Raw genomic sequence first — 12869 nt, 5'->3', positions numbered from 1 at the left:
CTAAATTTGCAGGTATGGGCGCGTCCGCATCGGGCGGCGCGTCCCGGAAAACGGTTTGAGAAGAAGGTAGGATACAATGGCGAAAGCTAAGTTCGAGCGGACGAAGCCGCACTGCAACATCGGCACCATCGGTCACGTCGACCACGGCAAGACCTCGCTGACGGCCGCGATCACCAAGGTGCTCGCCGAAACCGGCGGCGCGACCTTCACCAGCTACGACAACATCGACAAGGCTCCGGAAGAGCGCGAGCGTGGCATCACCATCTCGACCGCTCACGTCGAGTATGAGACCGAAGCGCGTCACTATGCGCACGTCGATTGCCCGGGCCACGCCGACTATGTGAAGAACATGATCACCGGTGCCGCCCAGATGGACGGCGCGATCCTGGTCGTGTCGGCCACCGACGGCCCGATGCCGCAGACCCGCGAGCACATCCTGCTCGCCCGTCAGGTCGGCGTGCCGCAGCTTGTCGTGTTCCTGAACAAGGTCGATCTCGTCGACGACGCCGAGATCCTGGAGCTCGTCGAGCTCGAGGTTCGCGAGCTTCTGTCGAAGTATGAGTTCGACGGCGACAACATTCCGATCATCCCGGGTTCGGCCGTTGCCGCCCTCCAGGACAAGACCCCGGAAATCGGCCACGACGCCGTTCTGAAGCTGATGGCGGCTGTCGACAGCTGGATTCCGCAGCCGGAGCGTCCGCTCGACAAGTCGTTCCTGATGCCGATCGAAGACGTGTTCTCGATCTCGGGTCGCGGCACCGTCGTCACCGGCCGTGTCGAAACCGGCATCGTCAAGGTTGGCGAGGAAGTCGAGATCGTCGGCATCAAGGACACCCGCAAGACCACCGTCACGGGCGTCGAAATGTTCCGCAAGCTGCTCGATCAGGGCCAGGCTGGCGACAACATCGGTGCGCTGATCCGCGGCGTTGGCCGTGAAGAGGTCGAGCGTGGTCAGGTTCTGGCCAAGCCGGGCACGATCACCCCGCACACCGAATTCTCGGCCGAGGTGTACGTGCTGTCGAAGGACGAGGGTGGCCGTCACACGCCGTTCTTCGCCAACTACCGTCCGCAGTTCTACTTCCGCACGACCGACGTGACGGGCGAAGTGACGCTGCCGGAAGGCACCGAGATGGTCATGCCCGGCGACAACGTCTCGCTCGGCATCAAGCTGATCGCCCCGATCGCCATGGACCAGGGTCTGCGCTTCGCGATTCGCGAAGGCGGCCGTACGGTCGGCGCCGGCGTCGTCGGCACGATCACCAAGTAATTGGTTGCATATACCGGCCGGCTCCCCTAGGGAGCCGGCCGGTAATTTTTTGCTTCCGACAGATTCGCCGAGGGATTCGGCGCTGATTGGTCGGGGCACGGCTCTTTCGCATCGGTAGAGAAATGGAAACGCAGAACATCCGCATTCGCCTTAAGGCGTTCGACCATCGCGTGCTTGATCAGGCCACCGGCGACATCGCCGACACCGCCCGACGTACCGGCGCGCTTATCCGCGGTCCCATTCCCCTCCCGACGCGCATCGAGAAGTTCACGGTCAACCGTGGCCCCCACATCGATAAGAAGTCGCGCGAACAGTTCGAGGTGCGCACCTACAAGCGCCTCCTGGATATCGTGCAGCCCACGCCGCAGACGGTCGACGCGCTGATGAAGCTCGATCTCGCCGCGGGTGTTGATGTCGAGATCAAACTGGCCTAAGAGGCCGGCTCTCGCTGCAGCCGAATCGGCCGCAGCGCCTCATGCGATTTTGCCCAAGGCATCGACCCAGGCATTTTAGTCGCGTGACGGAAGAGTAGGGATACCGGCCAGCTTGCTGGCGCCCGAGTCCCCGTCTTTCGCTTTTGACGAAGCGGAAAAATGGCCCTGACGGGGGCAAGGTTTCATTGGGCTGGGCTTCGGCGGTTCGCCGGGGCCTTTTTCGTTGGCACGCTCCCCGATAACGGGAGCCTCTGTTGGAAGGAGCAGATCATGCGCACTGGCGTGATCGCGAAGAAGATGGGGATGACCCGCCTGTTCCAGGAAGACGGCCGTCACGTTCCCGTGACTGTCCTCTCGCTGGAAGGCGCTCAGGTCGTTTCGGTCCGCGACAAGGAGCGGGACGGCTATGTGGCCGTGCAGCTCGGCGCGGGGACCGCGAAGGTCAAGAATATCTCGAAGCCCGAGCGTGGGCATTTCGCCAAGGCGGAAGTCGAGCCCAAGGCGCGTCTCGTGGAATTCCGCGTGGCCGATGACGCCGTGCTCGAGGTTGGCGCGGAAATCGCCGCCGACCATTTCGTGCCGGGCCAGCTGGTCGACATCGCCGGCCAGACCCAGGGTAAGGGCTTTGCGGGCGCCATGAAGCGTTGGGGCTTCGGCGGTCTGCGCGCGACCCACGGCGTTTCCGTCTCGCACCGTTCGCACGGTTCGACCGGCAACCGCCAGGATCCGGGCAAGGTCTTCAAGAACAAGAAGATGGCCGGCCACATGGGCGACCGTCAGCGCACGCAGCAGAATCTCGAAATCGTTTCGACCGACGTCGAGCGCGGGCTTCTGTTCGTCAAGGGTTCGGTGCCCGGTTCCAAGGGCGCCTGGCTGATCGTCAAGGATTCGGTGAAGGTCGCGCGTCACGCTGATGCGCCCTATCCGGCCTCGGTGAAGAAGGCCGCCAGCAACGATGCCGCTCCGCAGACCGAGGCTCCGGCCGAAGTCGCTGCCGAAGCCGCCGAAGGCCAGGAGGGCTGATCATGAAGGTCAAGGTTCAGACCCTCGACGCAAAGGCGTCGGGCGACATCGAACTCGCGGACGACGTGTTCGGCCTCGAGCCGCGCGCGGACATCCTGCACCGTGTCATCACCTGGCAGCTCGAGAAGCGTCGCGGCACCGCCCGCGGCACCCGCGAGCGTTCGGACGTCGCACGTTCGGGCAAGAAGTTCGGTCGCCAGAAGGGCGGCGGTACGGCTCGTCACGGCGATCGCCGCGCACCGGTGTTCATCGGCGGTGGTAAGGCTCACGGCGCCCGCGTTCGTGATTTCAACCCGTCGCTGAACAAGAAGGTTCGTGCGCTCGGTCTCAAGATGGCGCTCTCGGCCAAGGCCAAGGACGGCAACCTGATCATCGTCGACGCGCTCGACGTTGCTGAAGGCAAGACCAAGACGCTGGCCGGTCAGCTCGCCAAGCTCGGTTTCGGCGCCAAGGCGCTGGTGATCGACGGTGAAGCGCTGAACGTCAGCTTCGCGCTGGCTTCGAGCAACATCAAGGGCGTCAATCTGCTGCCGGCGATCGGTGCGAACGTCTACGACATTCTGAAGCATGACACGCTGGTGCTGACCCGCGCCGCCGTCGAGAAGCTGGAGGCGCGCCTCAATGGCTAAGAAGCAAAAGGAAGCGGTGGCGCTGCGTCATTACGACGTCGTCCTCGCCCCGCACATCACCGAGAAGACCAGCCTGCTCTCCGAGCATAATGCGGTTGTCTTCAAGGTCGCCGGCGACGCCAGCAAGCCTGAGATCAAGGCCGCTGTCGAAGCGCTGTTCAATGTCTCGGTGACGGGCGTGAACACGATCGTCCAGAAGGGCAAGACCAAGAAGTGGAAGGGCGCGCCCTACCGCCGCTCGGACGTGAAGAAGGCGATCGTGACGCTGGCCGAAGGCCAGTCCATCGACGTGACGACGGGGATCTGACGCCATGGCGCTGAAGCATTATAACCCGACCAGCCCGGCACGGCGCGGCCTCATCCTCGTCGACAAGTCGTCGCTGTGGAAGGGCAAGCCGGTCAAGGCGCTTACCGAAGGCAAGCGCAAGTCCGGCGGCCGCAACAACCAGGGCCACGCCACCGCGCGCGGCATCGCTGGCGGCCACAAGCAGAAGTATCGCTTCGTCGATTTCAAGCGCCGGAAGTGGGATCAGCCCGCGACCGTCGAGCGCCTGGAATATGACCCCAACCGTTCGGCCTTCATCGCGCTGGTGAAGTATGAGGACGGCGAGGTCGCCTACATCATCGCGCCGCAGCGTCTCGCTGCCGGTGACGTGGTCGTGGCCGGCAAGAAGACCGATACCAAGCCCGGCAACGCGATGGAAATCGGCCAGGCCCCGGTCGGCACGATCGTCCACAATGTCGAGATGAAGCCCGGCAAGGGTGGCCAGATCGCGCGTGCCGCCGGCACTTATGTGCAGATCGTCGGCCGCGACAAGGGCATGGTGATGGTTCGCCTGAACTCGGGCGAGCAGCGTTACATCCGCTCGGATTGCATGTGCACGGTCGGTGCGGTGTCCAACCCGGACAACGCCAACCAGAACCTGGCGAAGGCCGGTCGCAACCGCTGGCTCGGCAAGCGTCCGCTTACCCGCGGCGTCGCCAAGAACCCGGTCGATCACCCCCATGGCGGCGGTGAAGGCCGCACCTCGGGCGGCCGTCATCCGGTCACCCCGTGGGGCAAGCCGACCAAGGGTGCCCGCACCCGTTCGAACAAGTCCACGGACAAGTTCATCATCCGTTCGCGTCACGCGAAGAAGAAGAGGTAAGCGATGGCCCGCTCCGTCTGGAAAGGTCCGTTTGTCGACCTGCATCTGCTGAAGAAGGCCGAATCGGCCCAGGAATCGGGCGCTCGCGCTCCGATCAAGACCTGGTCGCGCCGTTCGACGATCCTTCCGCAGTTCGTTGGCCTGACCTTCAATCTCTACAACGGCCGCAAGTTCGTGCCGGTGTCGGTCAATGAAGACATGGTCGGTCACAAGCTGGGTGAATTCGCGCCGACGCGCTACTTCCCCGGCCACGCCGCCGACAAGAAGGGCAAGCGCTGATGTCTAAGCCTGCATCTCCCCGCAAGGTGGGTGACAAGGAAGCCCTGGCGGTGGCCACCACCGTCCGTGGCAGCCCCCAGAAGCTGAACCTGGTCGCGGCGCTGATCCGCAACAAGAAGGCCGGCGACGCGCTCAACATCCTCGCTTTCTCGAAGAAGGCGATGGCTGTCGACGTGCGCAAGGTGCTTCAGAGCGCGATCGCCAACGCCGAGAACAACCACAATCTCGATGTGGATGCGCTCGTCGTGAAGGAAGCCTCGGTCGGCAAGGGCCTCGTCATGAAGCGCTTCGCCACCCGCGCCCGCGGTCGTTCCACCCGCATCATCAAGCCGTTCTCGCGCCTGCGCGTGGTCGTCCGCGAGCAGGAAGAGGCTGGAGAATAATATGGGTCAGAAGTCTAACCCGATCGGCATGCGGTTGCAGATCAACCGCACCTGGGACAGCCGCTGGTTCGCCGAAGGCGCCGATTATGGCCGCCTGCTGCTTGAGGATCTGAAGATCCGCAAGTTCATCATGAAGGCGCTGCCGCAGGCCGCGATCTCCAAGGTGGTCATCGAGCGTCCGGCCAAGCTGTGCCGCATCTCGATCTACGCTGCCCGTCCCGGTGTCATCATCGGCAAGAAGGGCGCGGACATCGAGAAGCTGCGCAAGACGCTCGGCGCGATGACCTCGTCGGACGTGAGCCTGAACATCGTCGAGATCCGCAAGCCGGAAATCGACTCCAAGCTCGTCGCCCAGGGCGTTGCCGATCAGCTCGAGCGCCGCGTCGCGTTCCGTCGTGCCATGAAGCGTGCCGTTCAGTCGGCGCTGCGTCTCGGCGCGGAAGGCATCCGCATCACCTGCGCCGGCCGTCTCGGCGGCGCGGAAATCGCGCGGACCGAATGGTATCGCGAAGGCCGCGTGCCGCTGCACACGCTGCGCGCGAATGTCGATTATGCCGAAGCCGAAGCCCACACCGCTTATGGCGTGTGCGGGATCAAGGTGTGGATCTTCAAGGGCGAGATTCTCGGCCATGATCCGCTCGCCCAGGATCGGCTCATGATGGAAGCTCAGACGTCGGGGGTCCGGCCGGCGCGGTAAGGGGTTTACCCCTTTCCACGTCGCCTGATCGACCGGACAATCGGTGTCAGAAGGCGATTAAGAAATGCTGCAACCAAAGCGCACAAAATTCCGCAAGGCCTTCAAGGGCCGCATCCATGGCGACGCCAAGGGTGGCACCCAGCTCAACTTCGGCGCCTTCGGCCTGAAGGCTCTGGAGCCGGACCGGATCACCGCCCGCCAGATCGAAGCGGCCCGCCGCGCGATCACGCGTCACATCAAGCGCCAGGGGCGTTTGTGGATCCGCATCTTCCCGGACGTTCCGGTCTCGTCGAAGCCGGCCGAAGTCCGCATGGGCTCCGGTAAGGGTTCGCCCGAGTTCTGGGCTGCGCGGGTCAAGCCCGGCCGCATCCTGTTCGAGCTCGACGGCGTTCCCGGCCCGCTCGCCCGCGTCGCTTTCGAGCGCGCGATGGAAAAGCTGCCGATCAAGACCAAGGTGGTCGCCCGCCTCGGTGAATCGATTTACGAGGCTGCGTAACATGGCCAAGATCAGCGATCTCAACACCAAGACCGACGACCAGCTCTCCGAGCAGCTCGGCGAACTGAAGCGTGAGCAGTTCAACCTGCGCTTCCAGGCCGCCACCAGCCAGCTCGAGAAGCCGTCGCGGGTGCGTGAGGTGCGTCGCACCATCGCGCAGATCAAAACCCTGCAGACCGAGCGTTCGCGCTCGGCGGCCAAGTAAGGAGACACCAGTCATGCCGAAGCGTGTGCTGACGGGGACGGTGGTCTCCGACAAGACCGACAAGACGGTGGTGGTTCTCGTGGAGCGTAAGGTTAAGCACGCGCTCTACGGCAAGATCATCCGCCGTTCGAAGAAGTATCACGCCCATGACGAGGGCAATGTCTTCAAGGAAGGCGAGACCGTCCGCATCGAGGAATGCGCGCCGATCTCCAAGCTGAAGACGTGGCGCGTTCTGGGCAAGGTCGGGGCCGAAACCCCCGCCGTCGCCGGTTAAGGAGGACTGATCCATGATTCAGATGCAGTCCAACCTGGACGTGGCTGACAACTCGGGCGCCAAGCGCGTCCAGTGCATCAAGGTGCTCGGCGGTTCCAAGCGTCGCACCGCCACGGTCGGCGACGTGATCGTCGTGTCGATCAAGGAAGCCGCGCCGCGCGGCAAGGTGAAGAAGGGCGACGTCCATCGCGCCGTCATCGTCCGCACCGCCAAGGACATTCATCGTCCCGACGGTTCGACGATCCGGTTCGACGGCAACGCCGCCGTTCTGATCAACAAGAATAGCGGGGAGCCGATCGGCACCCGTATCTTCGGCCCGGTTGTTCGCGAGCTGCGCGCCGCTGGTCACATGAAGATCATTTCGCTCGCGCCTGAGGTGCTGTGATGGCCGCGTTGAAGATCAAGAAGGGTGACAAGGTCATCGTCCTGTCCGGCAAGGACAAGGGCAAGACCGGCGAAGTCACCAAGTCGCTGCCCAAGGAGGGCAAGGTGATCGTGTCCGGCGTCAACGTCGCGACCCGCCACCGCAAGCCGACCCAGGTCAACCCGCAGGGTGGCCTGGAGCGTGTGGAAGCGCCGATGCATGTCTCGAAGGTCGCGCACGTGACCGCCGACGGCAAGCCGACGCGCGTCCGCTTCGAAATCAAGGACGGCAAGAAGGTCCGCGTGGCCGTGAAGTCCGGGGAGCAGATCAATGGCTGATCAGTACAAGCCGCGCCTGCGCAAGCTGTATGAAGACAGCATTGTCAAGGCGATGACCGAGAAGTTCGGTTACACCAACCCGATGCAGGTGCCCAAGCTCGACAAGATCGTGCTGAACATGGGCGTCGGCGAGGCGACCCAGGACAAGAAGAAGGTCGAGGTCGCGGCCCAGGAAATGACCGCGATTGCCGGTCAGAAGGCCGTCATCACGAAGGCGAAGAAGTCGATCGCGCAGTTCAAGCTGCGTGAAGGCATGCCGATCGGCACGAAGGTCACCCTTCGTCGCGAGCGGATGTACGAATTCCTCGATCGCTTCGTGACGATCGCGCTGCCGCGCGTCCGCGACTTCCGTGGCCTGTCCGACAAGTCGTTCGACGGCCGTGGCAACTATGCCTGCGGCCTGAAGGAACAGCTGATCTTCCCGGAGATCAGCTACGACAAGATCGACAAGATCCGCGGCATGGACGTGATCGTCACGACCACGGCGAACACCGATGATGAAGCGCGCGAGCTGCTCCGTCTGTTCGGCTTCCCGTTCCCGCAGCCGGTCGTAACCGAAGAGAAGAAGGCGGCCTGAAGCTCCACATGGAGACAGGCTCGATCCGATAAGGAAAGAGAACTTAAGTCATGGCGAAACTGAGTTCGATCAACAAGAACGAGAAGCGCAAGAAGCTGGTCAAGGCTTATGCCGGCAAGTATGCGCGTCTCAAGGCGATCGCGAATGATGAAACCCTCGATGAGGGCGAGCGCATCATGGCGCGTCTCAAGATGTCGGCGCTGCCGCGCAACGCGAACCCCACGCGGGTCCGCAACCGCTGCGAGCTGACCGGGCGCCCGCGCGCTTATTATCGCAAGTTCCGGCTGTGCCGTGTCCAGCTGCGCGATCTGGCCAACAAGGGCCTGATCCCGGGCGTCACGAAGTCGAGCTGGTAAGGAACGAAGATGGCTCTGACCGATCCTTTGGGTGATCTGCTCACCCGCATCCGCAACGGCCAGCGCGCCCGCAAGGACAGCGTGCTTTCGCCTGCGTCCAAGCTGCGTGCCCGTGTTCTCGACGTGCTTCAGCGCGAAGGCTATATCCGTGGTTACAGCGAGGAAGACCTTGCCGGCCACAATGGCCTGCGCATCGAGCTGAAATATTTCGAGGGCCAGCCCGCGATCCAGCACGTTGCCCGCGTCTCCAAGCCGGGGCGCCGCGTCTATTCCGGTTCCAAGGAACTGCCGCGCGTCCGCAACGGGCTGGGCATCACCATCGTCTCGACGCCGAAGGGCGTTCTGTCCGACGCGGAAGCGCGTGAGCAGAATGTGGGCGGCGAGATCCTTGCGGAGGTCTTCTAATGTCCCGCATTGGTAAGAAGCCGGTGGCCGTGCCCGCGGGCGTGACCGCCACGATCGAAGGCCGTCAGCTTTCGGTGAAGGGTCCCAAGGGCACCCTCTCGATCCCGCTGGCCGACGAAGTCACCTACGCGCTCGAAGACGGCGGGATCTCGGTCCAGCCGGCGAACGAGACGAAGCGGGCGCGCTCCTTCTGGGGCATGCAGCGCACGCTGGTGCAGAACCTGGTGACGGGCGTGACCGAGGGCTTTTCGAAGACCCTGCAGATCACGGGCGTCGGCTACCGCGCTAATCTTCAGGGCAAGAACCTGAAGCTGCAGCTCGGCTACAGCCACGACGTCGATTTCGCGGTGCCGGAAGGCATCACGATCGCCACGCCGGATCAGACGACCGTCCAGATCAGCGGCATCGACAAGCAGCAGGTCGGCCAGGTCGCCGCCGAGATCCGCCGCTGGCGCAAGCCGGAGCCCTATAAGGGCAAGGGCATCAAATATGCCGGCGAGTTCATCTTCCGCAAGGAAGGGAAGAAGAAGTAATGGCCAAGCTTTCTCATTTCGCGAAGCGGCGCCAGCGCGTCCGCACCGCGCTCCGCGCCCGTGGCGGCACCCGTCCGCGCCTTTCGGTGCATCGCTCGGGCCGTCACATCTACGCCCAGGTGATCGACGATGCGGCTGGCCGCACCGTTGCTGCCGCGTCGACGCTCGACAAGGACGTGCGTGGCACGACCGGCGCGACTGCCGATGCCGCTGCGGCGGTTGGCAAGCGCCTGGCCGAGCGCGCTTCGGCCGCCGGTGTCACCCAGGTCGTGTTCGATCGCGGTGGCTTTCTGTTCCATGGTCGGGTGAAGGCTCTTGCCGACGCCGCCCGCGAAGGCGGACTGGAGTTCTAATATGGCTGACGAAACCGAAAACCAGGTCGTTGAAGCGGCTCCCGCCGCTGGCAGCGCTCCGGAAGGCGAGCGTCAGGGCCGTGGTCCGCGTGGCGGCCGTGGTCGTGGCCCCGGTGGCGACCGTGGCGGCCGTGGCCGTGACGGCCAGCGCGGTCGTCGCGACGATCGTCGCGGTGGCGCCGAGGAAGGTGGCGAGGAGCTGATCGAAAAGCTCGTCCACATCAACCGCGTGTCGAAGACCGTGAAGGGCGGTAAGCGCTTCGGCTTCGCAGCCCTCGTCGTCGTCGGCGACGGCAAGGGCCGGGCCGGCTTCGGCCATGGCAAGGCGCGCGAAGTTCCGGAAGCGATCTCGAAGGCGACTGCCGCTGCCAAGAAGGCGATGGTCCGCGTTCCGCTGCGCGAAGGCCGCACGCTGCACCATGATGGCAACGGCCATTTCGGTGCGGGCCGCGTGACGCTTCGTTCGGCGCCGCAGGGCACCGGCATCATCGCGGGTGGCCCGATGCGCGCCATCTTCGAAAGCCTGGGCGTTGCCGACGTGGTGACCAAGTCGGTCGGCACCTCGAACCCCTACAACATGATCCGTGCGACCTTCGAGGCGCTCAAGGATCAGACCAGCCCGAAGTCGGTAGCCCAGCGCCGCGGCAAGAAGATCGCTGACCTCCTGGGTCGCGGCGGTGCTTCGGCCGAGGTGGCGGAAGCCGACGCCGCGGCTGTCACGGAGTAATCGGACATGGCGACCATCAAGGTGACCCAGGTCGGCTCGCCGATCCGCCGCACGGCGGATCAGCGCGCGACGCTGATCGGCCTCGGCCTCAACAAGATGCACCGGACCCGGGAGCTCGAGGATAGCCCCGAAGTTCGCGGTATGATCCGCAAAGTGCAGCACATGGTGAAGGTCGAGGGCTGAGCCTTCGACCCTCCGGGCGAAAGCCGGGATCAAATTGGCGCTACGGTGAAGGCTTCGGCCGCACCGTAGCGCGAATCGATTAAGGCTTCCGTCGGAAAGACAGAAGGGGTAGGGGCCTCGCCTCCATCCCGGCGCGACAAAAGCGAAAGCGAGTGCAAGATATGAAACTGAACGACATCCGCGACAATGATGGTGCCCGCAAGGGCCGGGTTCGCGTTGGACGCGGCATCGGCTCGGGCCTCGGCAAGACTGCCGGCCGCGGCCAGAAGGGTCAGAAGAGCCGCTCGGGCGTCTCGATCAAGGGCTTTGAGGGCGGTCAGATGCCGCTCCACATGCGTCTGCCGAAGCGTGGCTTCAACAACATCTTCGCCAAGGATTTTGCGGAAGCGAATCTGGGCGAGATCCAGAAGCTGGTCGATGCCGGCAAGCTCGACGCCAAGGCGGTGATCGATCATGCCGCGCTCAAGGCCGCCGGCATTGCCCGTGGCGGCAAGGACGGCGTGCGCATCCTCGGCAAGGGTGAGCTGACCGCGAAGTTGTCGTTCAACGTCGCCGGCGTGTCCAAGGGCGCGAAGGAAGCGATCGAGAAGGCCGGCGGTTCGGTCGAGGTGATCGCGGTGGTTCCGGCCGCCGAGAAGGCCGCCGCCAAGCATCGCGTGGTCCAGAAGGCGCGCGCCGCCGACAAGGAAGCCAAGAAGGCCGCGGCGAAAGCCTGAGCCGCCTTGAAGGTTCCGGGCTGACAAGCGCGAGCCAGACACTATATGAGGCGGCGGGGGGCGTAGAGGCACTCCGCCGCCTTCAATTTTTCCGAGGTCGTTAAACGCATGGCATCCGCAGCCGAACAACTGGCCGCCAACGTCAGTCTCGCCCAGTTCGCGAAGGCGACCGAACTCAAGAAGCGCCTGTGGTTCACGCTCGGCGCGCTGATCGTGTTCCGACTCTTGAGCTTCGTGCCGCTGCCGGGCATCGATCCGGTCGCGCTGCAGAACCAGTTCAACACCACCAAGGGTGGCGTGCTGGACTTCTTCAACACCTTCTCGGGCGGCAGCCTGGAGCGCATGAGCCTCATCGCGCTCGGCGTGATGCCCTACATCACCGCCTCGATCGTCGTTCAGCTCGCGACCTCGCTGTCGCCGACGCTCGCCGCGATCAAGAAGGAAGGTGAAAGCGGCCGCAAGAAGCTGAACCAGTATACCCGCTACGGCACGGTCCTGCTCACGGCGATCCAGGGCTATTTCATCTCGGTCGGCCTCGAAAGCTGGGGCGCGGACCAGGGCATGTCGGCCGTGCTCGATCCGGGCATGCTGTTCCGCATCACCACCGTCATCTCGCTGATCGGCGGCACCATGTTCCTGATGTGGCTGGGTGAGCAGATCACCAGCCGCGGTATCGGCAACGGCGTCTCGCTGATCATCATGGCGGGCATCGTCGCCTCGCTGCCGACGCACCTCGCCCAGCTCTTCGAAGGCGGCCGCACCGGCTCGCTCTCGCCGGTGCTGATCATCGGCGTCATTCTGCTGATCGCCGGCCTGATCCTGTTCATCTGCTTCATGGAACGCGCGCAGCGCCGCGTGCTGATCCAATATCCCAAACGCCAGACGGCCAAGGGCATGATGCAGGGCGACAAGAGCTTTCTGCCGCTCAAGATCAACACCGCCAACGTGATCCCGCCGATCTTCGCCTCGTCGCTGCTGCTGATGCCGCTGACGATCAGCCAGTTCGCGGGCCAGCGGGTGAATGACGAGACGATTTGGGGTTCGGTGCTGAGCTGGCTCAACCTCAACCTCGCCCATGGCGCGCCGATCTACATGCTGCTCTATGCGGCGGGTATCATCTTCTTCTGCTTCTTCTACACCGCGGTTGTCTTCAACCCGGAGGAGACGGCGGACAATCTGAAGCGCTATGGCGGCTTCATCCCCGGCATCCGTCCCGGCAAGAGCACCGCCGACTATCTGGATTATGTGCTGACCCGCATCACCGTGCTCGGCGCCGCTTATCTGACGCTGATCTGCCTTGTGCCGGAATATCTGGCGTCGCGGGCGGGCATCAGCTTCGCGCTCGGCGGCACCAGCCTGTTGATCGTCGTCAACGTCACGATCGATACGGTCACGCAGATCCAGAGCCATCTGCTCGCCCATCAATATGGCGACCTCATCAAGAAGGCGAAGCTCAAGGGCGGCGTGCGTCGCTAGAGGGAT

23 protein-coding genes are annotated in these 12869 nt (G+C 64.0%); all 23 read left to right on the top strand.

The window, feature by feature from the left end:
* Window positions 1-76 precede the first annotated feature (76 nt).
* On the top strand, window positions 77-1267 hold the full coding sequence (gene tuf / locus ACFB49_RS18220; protein WP_380872723.1) for an elongation factor Tu: 1191 nt from the start codon (window positions 77-79) through the stop codon (window positions 1265-1267).
* Between the two features lie 122 nt (window positions 1268-1389).
* Window positions 1390-1701 (top strand): 30S ribosomal protein S10, encoded by a 312-nt coding sequence (gene rpsJ, locus ACFB49_RS18215; RefSeq protein ID WP_011952197.1) that lies wholly within the window; start codon window positions 1390-1392, stop codon window positions 1699-1701.
* A gap of 270 nt (window positions 1702-1971) precedes the next feature.
* On the top strand, window positions 1972-2724 hold the full coding sequence (rplC, locus tag ACFB49_RS18210) for a 50S ribosomal protein L3 (RefSeq protein ID WP_380872721.1): 753 nt from the start codon (window positions 1972-1974) through the stop codon (window positions 2722-2724).
* A 2-nt stretch (window positions 2725-2726) separates the two neighbouring features.
* Window positions 2727-3353 (top strand): 50S ribosomal protein L4, encoded by a 627-nt coding sequence (gene rplD / locus ACFB49_RS18205; RefSeq protein ID WP_380872720.1) that lies wholly within the window; start codon window positions 2727-2729, stop codon window positions 3351-3353.
* Complete coding sequence (locus ACFB49_RS18200) at window positions 3346-3660, top strand: 50S ribosomal protein L23 (RefSeq protein ID WP_380872719.1); 315 nt, start codon at window positions 3346-3348, stop codon at window positions 3658-3660. The genes rplD and ACFB49_RS18200 overlap by 8 nt, the downstream gene beginning before the upstream one ends.
* A 4-nt stretch (window positions 3661-3664) precedes the next feature.
* Complete coding sequence (gene rplB, locus ACFB49_RS18195; protein WP_380872718.1) at window positions 3665-4501, top strand: 50S ribosomal protein L2; 837 nt, start codon at window positions 3665-3667, stop codon at window positions 4499-4501.
* Window positions 4502-4504: 3 nt separating this feature from the next.
* Window positions 4505-4780, top strand: coding sequence for a 30S ribosomal protein S19 (gene rpsS / locus ACFB49_RS18190; protein ID WP_380872717.1), 276 nt, complete (start codon window positions 4505-4507; stop codon window positions 4778-4780).
* On the top strand, window positions 4780-5163 hold the full coding sequence (rplV, locus tag ACFB49_RS18185) for a 50S ribosomal protein L22 (RefSeq protein ID WP_380872715.1): 384 nt from the start codon (window positions 4780-4782) through the stop codon (window positions 5161-5163). Before rpsS ends, rplV begins: the two co-directional genes overlap by 1 nt.
* A 1-nt stretch (window position 5164) precedes the next feature.
* Entirely contained in the window at window positions 5165-5860 is a 696-nt protein-coding gene (rpsC, locus tag ACFB49_RS18180; protein WP_380872714.1) for a 30S ribosomal protein S3, read from the top strand.
* A gap of 64 nt (window positions 5861-5924) precedes the next feature.
* The gene (rplP, locus tag ACFB49_RS18175; protein ID WP_015458353.1) at window positions 5925-6356 is read left to right on the top strand and encodes a 50S ribosomal protein L16; all 432 of its coding nucleotides are present in this window, start codon (window positions 5925-5927) and stop codon (window positions 6354-6356) included.
* 1 nt (window position 6357) lies between these two features.
* Window positions 6358-6561 carry a 50S ribosomal protein L29 gene (rpmC, locus tag ACFB49_RS18170; protein ID WP_380872712.1) on the top strand — a complete coding sequence of 68 codons (204 nt, stop codon included), beginning with the start codon at window positions 6358-6360 and terminating at the stop codon, window positions 6559-6561.
* A 13-nt stretch (window positions 6562-6574) separates the two neighbouring features.
* Window positions 6575-6835 (top strand): 30S ribosomal protein S17, encoded by a 261-nt coding sequence (gene rpsQ, locus ACFB49_RS18165; protein ID WP_380872711.1) that lies wholly within the window; start codon window positions 6575-6577, stop codon window positions 6833-6835.
* 13 nt (window positions 6836-6848) lie between these two features.
* The gene (gene rplN, locus ACFB49_RS18160; protein ID WP_380872710.1) at window positions 6849-7220 is read left to right on the top strand and encodes a 50S ribosomal protein L14; all 372 of its coding nucleotides are present in this window, start codon (window positions 6849-6851) and stop codon (window positions 7218-7220) included.
* Window positions 7220-7537 carry a 50S ribosomal protein L24 gene (rplX, locus tag ACFB49_RS18155; RefSeq protein WP_380872708.1) on the top strand — a complete coding sequence of 106 codons (318 nt, stop codon included), beginning with the start codon at window positions 7220-7222 and terminating at the stop codon, window positions 7535-7537. The genes rplN and rplX overlap by 1 nt, the downstream gene beginning before the upstream one ends.
* Window positions 7530-8114, top strand: a complete 585-nt coding sequence (rplE, locus tag ACFB49_RS18150; RefSeq protein ID WP_380872707.1) for a 50S ribosomal protein L5 — start codon at window positions 7530-7532, stop codon at window positions 8112-8114. Before rplX ends, rplE begins: the two co-directional genes overlap by 8 nt.
* Before the next feature lie 50 nt (window positions 8115-8164).
* A complete protein-coding gene (gene rpsN / locus ACFB49_RS18145) occupies window positions 8165-8470 on the top strand; it encodes a 30S ribosomal protein S14 (protein WP_380872706.1) in 306 nt (101 codons plus the stop codon).
* Window positions 8471-8479: 9 nt separating this feature from the next.
* On the top strand, window positions 8480-8875 hold the full coding sequence (rpsH, locus tag ACFB49_RS18140) for a 30S ribosomal protein S8 (RefSeq protein WP_380872705.1): 396 nt from the start codon (window positions 8480-8482) through the stop codon (window positions 8873-8875).
* Window positions 8875-9408 (top strand): 50S ribosomal protein L6, encoded by a 534-nt coding sequence (gene rplF / locus ACFB49_RS18135; protein WP_380872704.1) that lies wholly within the window; start codon window positions 8875-8877, stop codon window positions 9406-9408. Before rpsH ends, rplF begins: the two co-directional genes overlap by 1 nt.
* Window positions 9408-9761: a 50S ribosomal protein L18 gene (gene rplR, locus ACFB49_RS18130; protein WP_380872703.1), complete on the top strand. Its 354-nt coding sequence runs from the start codon at window positions 9408-9410 to the stop codon at window positions 9759-9761. The genes rplF and rplR overlap by 1 nt, the downstream gene beginning before the upstream one ends.
* 1 nt (window position 9762) lies before the next feature.
* Complete coding sequence (rpsE, locus tag ACFB49_RS18125; RefSeq protein WP_380872702.1) at window positions 9763-10488, top strand: 30S ribosomal protein S5; 726 nt, start codon at window positions 9763-9765, stop codon at window positions 10486-10488.
* Between the two features lie 6 nt (window positions 10489-10494).
* Window positions 10495-10671 (top strand): 50S ribosomal protein L30, encoded by a 177-nt coding sequence (gene rpmD / locus ACFB49_RS18120; protein WP_380872701.1) that lies wholly within the window; start codon window positions 10495-10497, stop codon window positions 10669-10671.
* Between the two features lie 161 nt (window positions 10672-10832).
* Window positions 10833-11387, top strand: coding sequence for a 50S ribosomal protein L15 (rplO, locus tag ACFB49_RS18115; RefSeq protein ID WP_380872699.1), 555 nt, complete (start codon window positions 10833-10835; stop codon window positions 11385-11387).
* 108 nt (window positions 11388-11495) lie between these two features.
* Window positions 11496-12863: a preprotein translocase subunit SecY gene (gene secY / locus ACFB49_RS18110; RefSeq protein ID WP_380872698.1), complete on the top strand. Its 1368-nt coding sequence runs from the start codon at window positions 11496-11498 to the stop codon at window positions 12861-12863.
* The last annotated feature ends 6 nt before the right edge of the window (window positions 12864-12869 follow it).

The sequence above is a fragment of the Sphingomonas sp. DBB INV C78 genome, assembly GCF_042693015.1.
Taxonomy (GTDB): Bacteria; Pseudomonadota; Alphaproteobacteria; order Sphingomonadales; family Sphingomonadaceae; genus Sphingomonas_E.
The sequence above is the reverse complement of the archived record's forward strand: the minus strand, read 5'-3'. Positions and strand labels throughout refer to the sequence as shown.

Excerpts from the sequence above, each read along its gene's own strand:
- tuf (WP_380872723.1), top strand. The coding sequence starts at position 77 with ATGGCGAAAGCTAAGTTCGAGCGGACGAAGCCGCACTGCAACATCGGC.
- rpsJ (WP_011952197.1), top strand. The coding sequence starts at position 1,390 with ATGGAAACGCAGAACATCCGCATTCGCCTTAAGGCGTTCGACCATCGC.
- rplC (WP_380872721.1), top strand. The coding sequence starts at position 1,972 with ATGCGCACTGGCGTGATCGCGAAGAAGATGGGGATGACCCGCCTGTTC.
- rplD (WP_380872720.1), top strand. The coding sequence starts at position 2,727 with ATGAAGGTCAAGGTTCAGACCCTCGACGCAAAGGCGTCGGGCGACATC.
- ACFB49_RS18200 (WP_380872719.1), top strand. The coding sequence starts at position 3,346 with ATGGCTAAGAAGCAAAAGGAAGCGGTGGCGCTGCGTCATTACGACGTC.
- rplB (WP_380872718.1), top strand. The coding sequence starts at position 3,665 with ATGGCGCTGAAGCATTATAACCCGACCAGCCCGGCACGGCGCGGCCTC.
- rpsS (WP_380872717.1), top strand. The coding sequence starts at position 4,505 with ATGGCCCGCTCCGTCTGGAAAGGTCCGTTTGTCGACCTGCATCTGCTG.
- rplV (WP_380872715.1), top strand. The coding sequence starts at position 4,780 with ATGTCTAAGCCTGCATCTCCCCGCAAGGTGGGTGACAAGGAAGCCCTG.
- rpsC (WP_380872714.1), top strand. The coding sequence starts at position 5,165 with ATGGGTCAGAAGTCTAACCCGATCGGCATGCGGTTGCAGATCAACCGC.
- rplP (WP_015458353.1), top strand. The coding sequence starts at position 5,925 with ATGCTGCAACCAAAGCGCACAAAATTCCGCAAGGCCTTCAAGGGCCGC.
- rpmC (WP_380872712.1), top strand. The coding sequence starts at position 6,358 with ATGGCCAAGATCAGCGATCTCAACACCAAGACCGACGACCAGCTCTCC.
- rpsQ (WP_380872711.1), top strand. The coding sequence starts at position 6,575 with ATGCCGAAGCGTGTGCTGACGGGGACGGTGGTCTCCGACAAGACCGAC.
- rplN (WP_380872710.1), top strand. The coding sequence starts at position 6,849 with ATGATTCAGATGCAGTCCAACCTGGACGTGGCTGACAACTCGGGCGCC.
- rplX (WP_380872708.1), top strand. The coding sequence starts at position 7,220 with ATGGCCGCGTTGAAGATCAAGAAGGGTGACAAGGTCATCGTCCTGTCC.
- rplE (WP_380872707.1), top strand. The coding sequence starts at position 7,530 with ATGGCTGATCAGTACAAGCCGCGCCTGCGCAAGCTGTATGAAGACAGC.
- rpsN (WP_380872706.1), top strand. The coding sequence starts at position 8,165 with ATGGCGAAACTGAGTTCGATCAACAAGAACGAGAAGCGCAAGAAGCTG.
- rpsH (WP_380872705.1), top strand. The coding sequence starts at position 8,480 with ATGGCTCTGACCGATCCTTTGGGTGATCTGCTCACCCGCATCCGCAAC.
- rplF (WP_380872704.1), top strand. The coding sequence starts at position 8,875 with ATGTCCCGCATTGGTAAGAAGCCGGTGGCCGTGCCCGCGGGCGTGACC.
- rplR (WP_380872703.1), top strand. The coding sequence starts at position 9,408 with ATGGCCAAGCTTTCTCATTTCGCGAAGCGGCGCCAGCGCGTCCGCACC.
- rpsE (WP_380872702.1), top strand. The coding sequence starts at position 9,763 with ATGGCTGACGAAACCGAAAACCAGGTCGTTGAAGCGGCTCCCGCCGCT.
- rpmD (WP_380872701.1), top strand. The coding sequence starts at position 10,495 with ATGGCGACCATCAAGGTGACCCAGGTCGGCTCGCCGATCCGCCGCACG.
- rplO (WP_380872699.1), top strand. The coding sequence starts at position 10,833 with ATGAAACTGAACGACATCCGCGACAATGATGGTGCCCGCAAGGGCCGG.
- secY (WP_380872698.1), top strand. The coding sequence starts at position 11,496 with ATGGCATCCGCAGCCGAACAACTGGCCGCCAACGTCAGTCTCGCCCAG.